This is a genomic window from Klebsiella sp. 141162, from assembly GCF_050600755.1.
In the GTDB taxonomy this organism is placed as follows: domain Bacteria; phylum Pseudomonadota; class Gammaproteobacteria; order Enterobacterales; family Enterobacteriaceae; genus Klebsiella; species Klebsiella aerogenes.
Genome location: NZ_JAQIRI010000007.1, coordinates 192,545 through 205,464, shown reverse-complemented (window position 1 = coordinate 205,464; position 12,920 = coordinate 192,545). Strand labels below are relative to the sequence as shown.

10 protein-coding genes and 1 pseudogene are annotated in these 12,920 nt (G+C 56.2%); 8 read left to right on the top strand and 3 right to left on the bottom strand.

Features of this window, described 5'->3' with window-relative positions; translation table 11 throughout:
• The 3 genes and pseudogenes from PGR23_RS18855 to citS form a co-directional block, all read right to left on the bottom strand.
• A pseudogene (locus PGR23_RS18855) lies at nucleotides 1-200 on the bottom strand (sodium-extruding oxaloacetate decarboxylase subunit alpha); the annotation flags it as partial.
• Nucleotides 201-215: 15 nt separating this feature from the next.
• Nucleotides 216-464, bottom strand: a complete 249-nt coding sequence (locus PGR23_RS18850; protein WP_063413966.1) for an oxaloacetate decarboxylase subunit gamma — start codon at nucleotides 462-464, stop codon at nucleotides 216-218.
• 157 nt (nucleotides 465-621) lie between these two features.
• Complete coding sequence (gene citS / locus PGR23_RS18845) at nucleotides 622-1,962, bottom strand: citrate/sodium symporter CitS (protein ID WP_045397262.1); 1,341 nt, start codon at nucleotides 1,960-1,962, stop codon at nucleotides 622-624.
• A 255-nt stretch (nucleotides 1,963-2,217) separates the two neighbouring features.
• On the opposite strand from citS, the gene citC reads away from it, so the two are divergent.
• The 8 genes from citC (at nucleotide 2,218) to carB (ending at nucleotide 12,795) form a co-directional block, all read left to right on the top strand.
• Nucleotides 2,218-3,246, top strand: coding sequence for a [citrate (pro-3S)-lyase] ligase (gene citC, locus PGR23_RS18840; RefSeq protein WP_396279929.1), 1,029 nt, complete (start codon nucleotides 2,218-2,220; stop codon nucleotides 3,244-3,246).
• 30 nt (nucleotides 3,247-3,276) lie between these two features.
• Complete coding sequence (gene citD, locus PGR23_RS18835) at nucleotides 3,277-3,570, top strand: citrate lyase acyl carrier protein (RefSeq protein WP_045397268.1); 294 nt, start codon at nucleotides 3,277-3,279, stop codon at nucleotides 3,568-3,570.
• On the top strand, nucleotides 3,567-4,436 hold the full coding sequence (gene citE, locus PGR23_RS18830) for a citrate (pro-3S)-lyase subunit beta (protein WP_015368307.1): 870 nt from the start codon (nucleotides 3,567-3,569) through the stop codon (nucleotides 4,434-4,436). Before citD ends, citE begins: the two co-directional genes overlap by 4 nt.
• 10 nt (nucleotides 4,437-4,446) lie before the next feature.
• Nucleotides 4,447-5,973: a citrate lyase subunit alpha gene (citF, locus tag PGR23_RS18825; RefSeq protein WP_045411537.1), complete on the top strand. Its 1,527-nt coding sequence runs from the start codon at nucleotides 4,447-4,449 to the stop codon at nucleotides 5,971-5,973.
• A 19-nt stretch (nucleotides 5,974-5,992) separates the two neighbouring features.
• Nucleotides 5,993-6,901: a triphosphoribosyl-dephospho-CoA synthase CitG gene (gene citG / locus PGR23_RS18820; RefSeq protein ID WP_396279928.1), complete on the top strand. Its 909-nt coding sequence runs from the start codon at nucleotides 5,993-5,995 to the stop codon at nucleotides 6,899-6,901.
• A 226-nt stretch (nucleotides 6,902-7,127) separates the two neighbouring features.
• The gene (dapB, locus tag PGR23_RS18815) at nucleotides 7,128-7,949 is read left to right on the top strand and encodes a 4-hydroxy-tetrahydrodipicolinate reductase (RefSeq protein WP_396279927.1); all 822 of its coding nucleotides are present in this window, start codon (nucleotides 7,128-7,130) and stop codon (nucleotides 7,947-7,949) included.
• Nucleotides 7,950-8,404: 455 nt separating this feature from the next.
• A complete protein-coding gene (carA, locus tag PGR23_RS18810) occupies nucleotides 8,405-9,553 on the top strand; it encodes a glutamine-hydrolyzing carbamoyl-phosphate synthase small subunit (RefSeq protein WP_015368301.1) in 1,149 nt (382 codons plus the stop codon).
• Nucleotides 9,554-9,570: 17 nt separating this feature from the next.
• The gene (gene carB / locus PGR23_RS18805; protein ID WP_045397278.1) at nucleotides 9,571-12,795 is read left to right on the top strand and encodes a carbamoyl-phosphate synthase large subunit; all 3,225 of its coding nucleotides are present in this window, start codon (nucleotides 9,571-9,573) and stop codon (nucleotides 12,793-12,795) included.
• Nucleotides 12,796-12,920: the final 125 nt, after the last annotated feature.

Here is a 12,920-nt window from a genome sequence, read left to right as displayed (position 1 = left end):
TCGCGCAGGCGGACCCACGGGTCCTCGCCGAGGAAGCGGATGCAGGCGTCAAAGGTGGCGCCGCCCCAGCATTCCAGCGAGCGGTAGCCGACGTCGTCGAGCGCGGCCGCAACGGGCAGCATATCGTCGAGACGCAGGCGGGTGGCGAACAGGGACTGGTGGGCGTCGCGCAGGACGACATCGGTAATGGCAACGGTCATGAATTCCTCCGTGAATTAAGAATTAAGGCGGCGATGGTGGTGAATGGCGGCGACAATCGCCGGTTTTAAGCGGGCGAAGTCGTCGGCGGGCGCGACGGCCGCAGGCGCCGCTTTGGGCGCGGCAGGCGGCTCAGGGAACAGACGGGTAACGGCGAGAGACATTCCCCGGATGGCGAAAATGAGCAGCAGCAGAAACGCCAGCACGAAGCCCATGCCAAGAAACATCAGGGTGAAGCCCTCGCCTAACAGCGCAGCATCAGTCATACAAAATCTCGTATAAGGGCACGATGACGCGTTGGTTGGCGAGGTTGTCGACGCTTCCGGCTAAGGAGCAGGGTGGATTTCCCGCAGCCGCCCCCGGCGCTGGTCCCTGACTGGGTCAACTTCTTCGGCCGCTCAACGGCGCCATCGTGCGTGTGGGTTAAATCATCATGCCGAACACGATGCTGGCGATGACCAGCACAATACCGCCGCCCAAACGGGAGGAGATTTGTGCATAAGAGATAAGGCTCATACGGTTACAGGCGGAAAGGACTTCCAGGTCGCCGGAACCGCCGCGGTTAGCCATACACAGGCCTGCGGTGATCGCTGATTCAATCGGGAAGAAGCCCATCATCCAGCCGCCGATCGCCGCGCCGAGCACTGCGCCGATAACGATTACGGCGGCGATAACGACGTTATAGACAGTAATGGCATTGATGATTTCCTGCAGGTCGGTGTAGCAAACGCCGACGCCGACCATCAGTACCCACAGCAGCTGTTTAGAGAAGAAATCAGACAGACGCTTGGCGCCGGCTTTGATTTCCGGTGAGCACAGGCCGGAGGCGTTCAGCGCCGCAACGATCAGTACCATCCATGCGAAGTAGTGAATCGAAACGCCGCCAATGCTTGGCAGGATTTTCTTCGCGACGACGTATGCCAGCAGGAAACAGGTCGTGGAAAGCACCAGACCGACGGCGGTTTCACGATGCGTGATTTGTCCCGCTTTCTCGTCTTCTTCGACTTTGAACGAGGCTTTACGCACCAGTTCGCCTTCGCCGCTCAGCCAGGTGTATTTTTTGCCGATGATATCGAGGACTGCGGCGAAGACGATGGCGAAAATGTTAGCGATGGTCAGAATAGCGATGGCGGTTGAGTAGTACTCATCACGTGAACGACCGGTGACGGAGTGATAAATCTCCGACAGCGGAACCGCGCCCGCGCCGTTGCCGCCGCCCATGATCGGCAGGACGTACAGCATCATGATGCGATCTACCGGAATACCGAACACCAGGCCGATAGCGATGCCGAAAATCGACGCGCCGACAATGCCCATCAGGATGGTTGGAATATAGCCGAGCAGCGATTTCAGCAGCAGACGGCGGTTTACCGACAGAATCGCCCCGGTAATTAATACCGCGATGAATAAGTTAAGGAAGTTACTTTCATCCATAACGTTGCTGATAGCATCGATTTCTTTTTGCGTGAAAATACCGGCATAAACAAAATAAGCGGCGACCAGGAAAATCATTACCGGGGCGCCACCTATATATTTGTTGAATATTGGTAGACGTTTGCCAATTTCGCCGAATATGGCGCCGATAATAAACATGATGGCAAAGCCGCCAACGATGTCGGTGGGTAAAGCGTTATAAAAATGTGAAAGTAATAGCGTAATTAACGCAAACGCGTAAAGGGGGAGCGGCATGCCGAAGATTTTAAATCCCAGCAGGTCGCTAACGCCCTTTTTCTCCGTTGCGGGAGCCTGACTCATGTTGGTCATAAACGTTTTCCTGTTTATTGATGGAGTAGTAATACCGGCGCATAGTAATAAATAGACTTAGTGGTAAGGTGTGATTGCCTTCACTGAATACTCGTGTTTTTTATTAATTTAATTATTTTTATTATTCTGAATTAATTAACAACATAAAAACCATAAAGCTAATTAAGCCACGGGGAAAACTGTGACTTAAATACAAGTATCAATAGTCGAACGCTGGCGAAATACAGTTCGTTTTAGAATAACGAAGCGCTAAAAATGACTCTGATATTAAAACGCGTTCAGCTATTAAAGGATCAACCGCGGCGAGAGGCGATCGATCGGTTTCTTCATCAGCATCAGTTGTCGTTAGAAACCGATTGCGAGATGGCAATCGTTGCGGAGTATCGGCAACGGCTGGTCGGCTGCGGCGCCATTGCCGGTAATGTACTGAAATGCATCGCCGTCGATCCCTCGCTACAGGGGGAGGGGCTGAGCCTTAAATTACTGACCGAACTCCTGACGCTGGCCTATGAACTTGGGCGTAGCGAACTGTTTTTATTTACTAAGCCGAGCAATGCCGCGCTGTTCTCCGGCGCCGGCTTCTGGCCGATAGCCCAGGCGGGCGATCGCGCCGTATTGATGGAAAACAGCCGCGAACGTCTGACTCGTTACTGCCGTCAGCTGGCAATGTACCGTCAACCGGGAAAAAAAATCGGCGCTATTGTGATGAACGCCAATCCCTTCACTCTTGGTCACCGCTGGCTGGTGGAACAGGCGGCACGGCAGTGCGACTGGCTGCATCTGTTTGTGGTCAAGGAAGATGCATCCTGCTTTTCCTATCACGATCGCTTCAAGCTGATCGAACAGGGGATTACCGGCATCGACAAAGTGACGCTGCACCCCGGTTCGGCGTATCTGATTTCGCGGGCGACGTTCCCCGGCTATTTCCTGAAAGAGCAGGGCGTGGTCGATGACTGTCACAGCCAGATTGACCTGCAGCTCTTTCGCGAACGTCTGGCCCCGGCGCTGCAGATTACCCATCGTTTTGTCGGCACCGAGCCGCTATGTCCCCTGACTCGTAATTACAACCAACGCATGAAGTCACTGCTGGAAGCGCCAGGCGAGGCGCCGCCCATTGAAGTGGTTGAGCTGACGCGAATCGAAAAAAATGACGGGCCCGTGTCGGCCTCCCGAGTGCGCGAACTTTATCGGCAGCGCAACTGGCAGGCGGTCGCGGCGTTGGTGCCGCCGGGAACCCTCTCTTTTCTGATGAAACTGGCGGAAAGCGAACATCAAACCGCCTGATTTTTATGCCCTAACTAAGGATTTTCCCCTATGGAAATGAAGATTGACGCCCTGGCCGGCACGCTGGAATCCAGCGATGTAATGGTCAGGATTGGACCGGCGGCGCAGCCGGGCATTCAGCTGGAAATCGACAGCATTGTGAAACAACAGTTTGGCGCCGCGATTGAGCAGGTGGTCAGAGAAACGCTGGCGCAGCTTGGCGTGAACCAGGCCAACGTGGTGGTCGATGATAAAGGCGCGCTGGAATGCGTACTGCGGGCCCGCGTACAGGCCGCAGCGCTGCGGGCGGCGCAACAGTCCCAATTACAATGGAGCCAGCTATGAAACCACGTCGCAGTATGCTGTTCATCCCTGGCGCCAATGCCGCCATGTTAAGCACTTCATTTGTTTACGGCGCCGATGCGGTGATGTTCGACCTTGAAGATGCCGTTTCGCTACGCGAAAAAGATACCGCTCGCCTATTGGTGCATCAGGCGCTGCAGCATCCGCTGTATCAGGATATCGAAACCGTGGTGCGTATTAACCCGTTAAATACGCCATTCGGTCTTGCCGACCTTGAAGCGGTGGTCCGCGCGGGCGTGGATATGGTGCGTCTGCCGAAAACCGACAGTAAAGAAGATATCCATGAGCTGGAAGCGCATGTTGAACGGATTGAGCGCGAATGCGGCCGGGAAGTGGGCAGCACCAAACTAATGGCGGCTATTGAGTCGGCGCTGGGCGTGGTGAATGCGGTAGAGATTGCCCGCGCCAGCCCGCGTCTGGCGGCGATCGCGCTGGCAGCTTTCGACTACGTCATGGATATGGGCACCTCCCGTGGTGACGGTACTGAACTGTTCTATGCCCGCTGCGCCGTGCTGCATGCCGCGCGCGTTGCCGGCATCGCAGCCTATGACGTGGTGTGGTCGGATATCAACAACGAAGAGGGCTTCCTGGCGGAAGCGAATCTGGCCAAAAATCTCGGCTTTAACGGCAAATCGTTGGTTAACCCGCGACAAATTGAACTCCTGCATCAGGTCTATGCCCCGACGCGCAAAGAGGTCGATCACGCGCTGGAGGTGATTGCCGCGGCGGAAGAAGCCGAAACGCGCGGTCTTGGCGTGGTATCGCTGAACGGCAAGATGATCGATGGACCGATTATCGACCATGCTCGCAAAGTGGTGGCGCTCTCGGCTTCCGGTATTCGTGATTAAGGGGAATAAGATGAAAGAGACAGTAACAATGCTTAATCAGCAGTACGTGATGCCGGAAGGGTTAGCGCCTTATGCGGGCGTGACGGCGAAAAGCCCGTGGCTGGCGAGCGAAAGCGAAAAACGTCAGCGTAAAATCTGCGATTCGCTGGAAACGGCGATCCGTCGCTCCGGCTTGCAAAACGGCATGACCATTTCGTTCCACCACGCGTTTCGCGGCGGTGACAAAGTCGTCAATATGGTAGTGGCGAAGCTGGCGGAAATGGGCTTTCGCGATCTGACGCTGGCGTCCAGTTCGCTGATCGATGCCCACTGGCCGCTGATCGAGCATATTAAAAATGGTGTGATCCGCCAGATCTACACCTCCGGCCTGCGCGGCAAGCTGGGCGAGGAGATCTCCGCCGGTTTGATGGAAAACCCGGTACAGATCCACTCCCACGGCGGTCGCGTACAGCTGATTCAAAGCGGCGAGCTGTCGATTGATGTCGCGTTTCTCGGCGTTCCTTGCTGCGATGAGTTTGGCAACGCCAACGGCTTTAGCGGTAAATCACGGTGCGGTTCGCTGGGCTACGCGCGCGTTGATGCGGAACATGCCAAATGCGTAGTGCTGCTGACCGAAGAGTGGGTGGATTATCCTAACTATCCGGCCAGTATCGCCCAGGATCAGGTCGATCTGATAGTCCAGGTGGACGAAGTCGGCGATCCGGAAAAAATCACCGCTGGCGCGATCCGTCTGACCAGCAACCCGCGTGAGCTGCTGATCGCCCGCCAGGCGGCGAAAGTGGTTGAGCATTCCGGGTACTTTAAAGACGGTTTCTCGCTGCAGACCGGTACCGGCGGCGCCTCGCTGGCGGTGAGCCGCTTCCTCGAAGATAAAATGCGCCGTAACGGCATTACCGCCAGCTTCGGCCTTGGCGGCATCACCGGGACCATGGTTGACCTGCACGAAAAAGGGTTGATTAAAACGCTGCTCGATACCCAGTCGTTTGATGGCGACGCGGCGCGTTCATTGGCGCAGAACCCGAATCACGTAGAGATTTCCACCAACCAGTATGCCAGCCCGGGCTCTAAAGGCGCCTCCTGCGAGCGCTTAAACGTGGTGATGCTCAGCGCGCTGGAAATCGATACCGACTTTAACGTTAACGTGATGACCGGCTCTAACGGCGTGCTGCGCGGCGCGTCCGGCGGCCATAGCGATACCGCCGCCGGCGCGGATTTGACCATCATTACCGCGCCATTAGTTCGCGGCCGTATTCCCTGCGTCGTGGAAAAAGTGCTGACCCGCGTCACGCCGGGAGCCAGCGTAGATGTGCTGGTCACCGACCACGGCATAGCGGTAAACCCGGCGCGCCAGGATCTGATCGACAATTTGCGCAACGCGGGCATTCCGCTGATGACTATTGAGGAACTGCAGCAGCGTGCGGAACTGTTAACCGGCAAACCGCAGCCGATCGAGTTTACCGATCGCGTGGTGGCGGTGGTGCGCTATCGTGATGGCTCCGTTCTTGATGTCATTCGTCAGGTGAAAAACAGCGACTAAACGCAGAGGGGGAAGGGCAATGAGCGAAGTGTTAATCAATCCGCCGCGTTCTCTGCGCGTGACATCGCTGAACGCTGAAGAGGTGGTCAGCGCGGTAGAACGCGCGCTTTTAACCGAAGTTCGCCTGACCCCAAAGCCCGGGTTGGTGGACATTCGTAACACAGGCGCCCATCACGATATGGACCTGGCCTCTTTTGAGGCCAGCACCGCGGTCGTGGCGCCGTGGATGGAGAAATTTTTCATCATGGGCCACGATACCGCGGCTATCGTACCGGAACAGGTGTTAATGATGCTGCGTCCTGTGGGAATGGCCTGTGAGAACGATATGTTGGAGGTCACCGGCGGGGTGAATACCCATCGCGGGGCAATCTTCGCTTTCGGTTTGCTGAGCGCGGCGGCGGGAAGGCTGGTATCGAAAGGCGAACCGATTGAACAGCATCGGCTTTGCGATCAGGTGGCGCGATTCTGTCGCGGCATGGTTATGCAAGAACTCTCTTCCGCCAGCGGCGAACAGTTAAGCAAAGGCGAGGCCCATTTTTTACGTTATGGACTCTCCGGCGCCCGCGGCGAGGCCGAGAGCGGCTTTCGTACCGTGCGTACCCAGGCGCTGCCGGTGTTCAACCGCATGATGGAAGAGACTGGCGATAGCAACCTGGCGTTGCTGCAAACCTTGCTGCATCTGATGGCGTGGAATGATGACACCAATCTGGTCTCGCGCGGCGGGCTTGCGGGCCTGAACTATGTGCAGCAGGAGGCGCAGCGGCTGTTGTGGCAGGGCGGCGTCATGGCTGACGGCGGGCTGGAGGCGCTACGCCAACTCGACGACGAGCTGATTGCTCGCCATCTCAGCCCCGGCGGCAGCGCCGATTTACTGGCGGTAACCTGGTTTTTATCCGCTTTCCCCGCAGGTGCGCTTTTCCCCCTTTGATTGAGTACACAACGCCTTAGCCCGCGTCGCGCGGGCGGGGCGCTACCGTGTCCCCTCCCAATTTTCACTACTTAAACGCCGAATCGCGGCACAATCATATAGTTTTTACTGATATCGACCGCCGTTTGTCATAAATTTCTAATTATCGGCGTTTTTGAGTAGCGGCTATGCAATGGGCTGGTTACTCTGAAAACAATTCACGTGAAGTTAACAAAAGAGAATAGCTATGCAAGATGCACAAATCCGCGTGGCCATCGCCGGCGCGGGCGGCCGGATGGGACGCCAGTTAATTCAGGCTGCGCTGCAGATGGAAGGCGTGGCGCTTGGCGCGGCGCTGGAGCGCGAAGGTTCAAGCCTGGTGGGCAGCGATGCGGGCGAGTTGGCAGGCGCAGGCAAATCAGGCGTTACCGTCCAAAGCAGCCTGGCGGCGGTAAGCAATGATTTCGATGTTTTAATCGATTTTACCCGCCCGGAAGGCACGCTTAACCATCTGGCTTTCTGCCGTCAACACGGCAAAGGGATGGTGATCGGCACCACCGGTTTTGATGATGCCGGAAAGCAGGCGATTAGCGATGCCGCACAGGAAATCGCCATCGTCTTTGCCGCTAACTTTAGCGTTGGCGTCAACGTGTTGTTAAAGCTGCTGGAAAAGGCGGCAAAGGTAATGGGCGATTATACCGATATCGAAATCATCGAAGCGCACCATAGGCATAAAGTGGACGCGCCATCAGGTACCGCGTTGGCGATGGGCGAGGCGATCGCCGGGGCATTGAACAAAGATCTGAAGGACTGCGCCGTCTACAGTCGTGAAGGTTATACCGGCGAACGCGTTCCGGGTACCATTGGCTTTGCTACCGTTCGCGCGGGCGACATCGTCGGCGAACATACGGCGATGTTCGCCGATATCGGGGAACGTATCGAAATTACCCATAAGGCTTCCAGTCGGATGACTTTTGCCAATGGCGCCGTTCGTTCTGCTTTATGGTTGAAAGACAAAAAAAGTGGTCTCTTTGACATGAAAGATGTGCTTGATCTGAATGCTTTATAATGATTATTACCCATCGTGATGTGGTTATTGCATTCAATATGTGATTGATTGCAAAGGGCAATATTTTATTGCCCTTTTTTATTTTGACTGCTTTTGTGTTTTTTTCTTCTGAAGGCTTTAAAAAGCTATATCTTCCTGATGTTTTTGGTTATTGAATTGTAAATTTTGACCATCTGGTCCACTTTTTTACCCTCCGCTGGCTGATTTTACAGTTTTCCTCGCCCGCAAGCGTTTTCTCAACCAGGTTAGTTGATCTTTTTACCGTGAAAATAGCCCATTGCGCGCCAGTGACGTAAAATAAGGTTAAAAATATCCGCTTTAAGTTGACTTTTACCTGACATCTCTCCAGAATGCCGCCGTTTGCCAAAATTCTGCGGGCAAAAATTTGCATTGATTCAGATCTATGTCTGAATTAATATGCAAATAAAGTGAGTGAATATTCTCTGGAGGGTGTTTTGATTAAGTCAGCGCTTTTGGTTCTGGAAGACGGAACCCAGTTTCACGGTCGGGCCATCGGGGCAACCGGCACGGCGGTTGGGGAAGTCGTTTTCAATACTTCAATGACCGGTTATCAAGAAATCCTCACTGATCCTTCCTATTCCCGCCAAATCGTCACTCTTACTTATCCCCATATTGGAAATGTCGGCACCAACGCCGCCGATGAAGAATCTTCTCAGGTACATGCACAAGGCCTGGTCATTCGCGACCTGCCGCTGATTGCCAGCAACTTCCGCAATACCGAGGACCTTTCTTCTTACCTGAAGCGCCATAACATTGTGGCCATTGCCGATATCGATACCCGTAAGCTGACGCGTTTACTGCGTGAGAAAGGCGCGCAGAATGGCTGCATCATCGCCGGCGATAATCTTGATGCCCAGCTGGCGCTGGAAAAAGCCCAGGCGTTCCCTGGCCTGAACGGTATGGATCTGGCAAAAGAGGTCACTACTGCAGAAACTTACGCCTGGACGCAGGGGAGCTGGACACTGGCGGGCGACCTGCCGGAAGCGAAGGCGGAAAGCGAGCTGCCGTTCCACGTCGTGGCTTATGACTTCGGCGCCAAGCGCAACATCCTGCGGATGCTGGTCGATCGCGGTTGTCGCCTGACTATCGTACCGGCGCAAACGTCGGCAGAAGATGTGCTTAAGCTGAATCCGGACGGTATTTTCCTCTCCAACGGCCCTGGCGACCCGGCGCCGTGCGATTACGCCATCGCGGCAATAGAAAAATTCCTCACCACCGATATTCCGGTCTTTGGCATCTGTCTTGGCCATCAGCTGCTGGCGCTGGCGAGCGGCGCGAAGACCATTAAGATGAAATTTGGTCACCACGGCGGCAACCACCCGGTTAAAGATATCGATAACAATGTAGTGATGATTACCGCCCAGAACCACGGCTTTGCCGTTGACGAAGCGACGCTGCCTGCCAATCTGCGCGTGACCCACAAGTCACTGTTCGACGGGACCCTGCAGGGGATCCATCGTACCGACAAGCCGGCGTTTAGCTTCCAGGGTCACCCTGAAGCGAGCCCGGGCCCGCACGATGCCGCGCCGCTGTTCGACCACTTTATCGAGTTAATTGAGCAATACCGTCAGTCCGCGAAATAATCAGGAGTAAAAGAGCCATGCCAAAACGTACAGACATAAAAAGTATCCTGATTCTGGGCGCGGGCCCGATTGTTATCGGTCAGGCGTGTGAGTTTGACTACTCGGGCGCCCAGGCCTGTAAAGCCCTACGCGAAGAGGGTTACCGCGTTATTCTGGTGAACTCCAACCCAGCGACTATCATGACCGACCCGGAAATGGCCGATGCGACCTATATCGAGCCGATTCACTGGGAAGTGGTACGTAAAATTATCGAAAAAGAGCGCCCGGACGCGGTACTGCCGACTATGGGCGGCCAGACCGCGCTGAACTGCGCGCTGGAGCTGGAGCGTCAGGGCGTGCTGGCTGAGTTCGGCGTGACTATGATTGGCGCGACCGCCGATGCGATCGATAAAGCGGAAGACCGTCGTCGCTTCGATGTGGCGATGAAGAAAATCGGCCTCGACACCGCGCGTTCCGGCATTGCGCACACCATGGAAGAAGCGCTGGCGGTGGCCGCTGACGTTGGCTTCCCATGCATCATCCGTCCGTCCTTCACCATGGGCGGCACCGGCGGCGGTATCGCCTATAACCGCGAAGAGTTCGAAGAAATCTGCGAACGCGGCCTGGATCTCTCTCCGACCAACGAACTGCTGATTGATGAATCGCTGATCGGCTGGAAAGAGTACGAGATGGAAGTGGTGCGCGATAAGAACGATAACTGCATCATCGTCTGCTCGATTGAAAACTTCGATGCCATGGGGATTCACACCGGCGACTCCATCACCGTCGCCCCGGCGCAGACCCTGACCGACAAAGAATACCAAATCATGCGTAACGCCTCGATGGCGGTGCTGCGTGAAATCGGCGTGGAAACCGGCGGTTCTAACGTACAGTTCTCGGTGAACCCGAAAGATGGTCGCCTTATCGTTATCGAAATGAACCCGCGCGTATCCCGCTCTTCGGCGCTGGCTTCGAAAGCGACCGGCTTCCCGATTGCCAAAGTGGCGGCGAAGCTGGCGGTGGGCTACACCCTTGACGAGCTGATGAACGACATCACCGGCGGCCGTACTCCGGCCTCCTTCGAACCGTCCATCGACTATGTTGTGACCAAAATTCCACGCTTTAACTTTGAAAAATTCGCTGGCGCTAACGACCGTCTGACAACGCAGATGAAATCCGTCGGCGAAGTGATGGCGATTGGCCGCACGCAGCAGGAATCGCTGCAGAAAGCGCTGCGCGGCCTGGAAGTGGGCGCCACCGGCTTCGACCCGAAAGTCAGCCTCGACGATCCGGAAGCGCTGACCAAAATCCGTCGCGAGCTGAAAGACGCGGGCGCCGAGCGTATCTGGTACATCGCTGATGCCTTCCGCGCCGGTCTCTCCGTCGACGGCGTCTTCAACCTGACCAACATCGACCGCTGGTTCCTGGTACAAATCGAAGAGCTGGTGCGCCTGGAAGAGAAAGTGGCGGCAGTGGGCATCAACGGCCTCGACGCTGACTTCCTGCGCCACCTGAAGCGTAAAGGCTTTGCCGATGCGCGTCTGGCTAAGCTGGCGGGCGTGCGCGAAGCGGAAATCCGCAAGCTGCGCGACCAGTACAACCTGCACCCGGTCTACAAGCGCGTGGATACCTGCGCGGCGGAATTCGCCACCGATACCGCCTACATGTACTCCACCTATGAAGACGAGTGCGAATCCAACCCGTCCGTAGACCGCGATAAAATCATGGTTCTCGGCGGCGGCCCGAACCGTATCGGCCAGGGTATCGAGTTTGACTACTGCTGCGTACACGCCTCGCTGGCGCTGCGCGAAGACGGTTACGAAACCATTATGGTTAACTGTAACCCGGAAACCGTTTCGACCGACTACGACACCTCCGACCGTCTGTACTTCGAGCCGGTAACGCTTGAGGACGTACTGGAAATCGTGCGTATCGAGAAGCCAAAAGGCGTTATCGTGCAGTACGGCGGCCAGACCCCGCTGAAGCTGGCGCGTGAACTGGAAGCCGCGGGCGTACCGGTTATCGGCACCAGCCCGGACGCTATCGACCGCGCGGAAGACCGCGAGCGCTTCCAGCATGCGGTTGACCGTCTGAAGCTGAAGCAGCCGGCGAACGCCACCGTGACCGCGCTTGAGCAAGCGGTTGAGAAGGCAAAAGAGATCGGCTATCCGCTGGTGGTACGCCCGTCTTATGTGCTCGGCGGCCGGGCGATGGAAATCGTTTATGACGAAGCTGACCTGCGTCGCTACTTCCAGACCGCGGTGAGCGTTTCTAACGATGCGCCGGTGCTGCTCGATCGCTTCCTCGACGATGCGGTTGAAGTCGATGTTGACGCTATCTGCGACGGCGAAATGGTGCTGATTGGCGGCATCATGGAGCACATCGAACAAGCGGGCGTGCACTCCGGCGACTCCGCCTGTTCTCTGCCTGCCTACACCCTGAGCCAGGAAATTCAGGATGTGATGCGCGAGCAGGTACAGAAGCTGGCCTTCGAGCTGCAGGTTCGCGGCCTGATGAACGTACAGTTCGCGGTGAAGAACAACGAAGTGTACCTGATTGAAGTGAACCCGCGCGCGGCGCGTACCGTACCGTTCGTCTCGAAAGCCACCGGCGTACCGCTGGCGAAAGTGGCGGCGCGCGTAATGGCCGGTAAAACGCTGGCGCAGCAGGGCGTCACTAAAGAAATCATCCCGCCGTACTATTCGGTCAAAGAGGTGGTGCTGCCGTTCAACAAATTCCCGGGCGTTGACCCGCTGTTAGGGCCGGAAATGCGCTCTACCGGGGAAGTGATGGGCGTGGGCCGCACCTTCGCGGAAGCGTTCGCCAAAGCGCAGCTGGGCAGCAACTCCACGATGAAGAAACAGGGGCGCGCGCTGCTCTCCGTTCGCGAAGGCGACAAAGAGCGCGTTGTCGACCTGGCGGCAAAACTGCTGAAACAGGGCTTCGAGCTGGATGCAACCCACGGTACCGCGATTGTACTGGGTGAAGCCGGTATCAACCCGCGTCTGGTGAACAAGGTACATGAAGGTCGTCCGCACATTCAGGACCGTATCAAGAATGGCGAATATACCTACATCATCAATACCACCGCAGGTCGTCAGGCGATTGAGGATTCCAAGCTGATTCGCCGCAGCGCGCTGCAGTACAAGGTGCATTACGACACCACCCTGAACGGCGGTTTCGCCACCGCGATGGCGCTGAATGCCGATGCGACCGAGAAGGTCATTTCGGTGCAGGAAATGCACGCGCAAATCACCAAATAAGCGCACCGGCCGGGCCGGAAAGCGAAACAGAGGGGCTGACGATATCGTCAGCCCTTTTTTTTACGGCAACCATCTTCGGAGAGTTCTGCTTTTATCTGCCTGCCAGGTCAGGCTAACTATAGTTA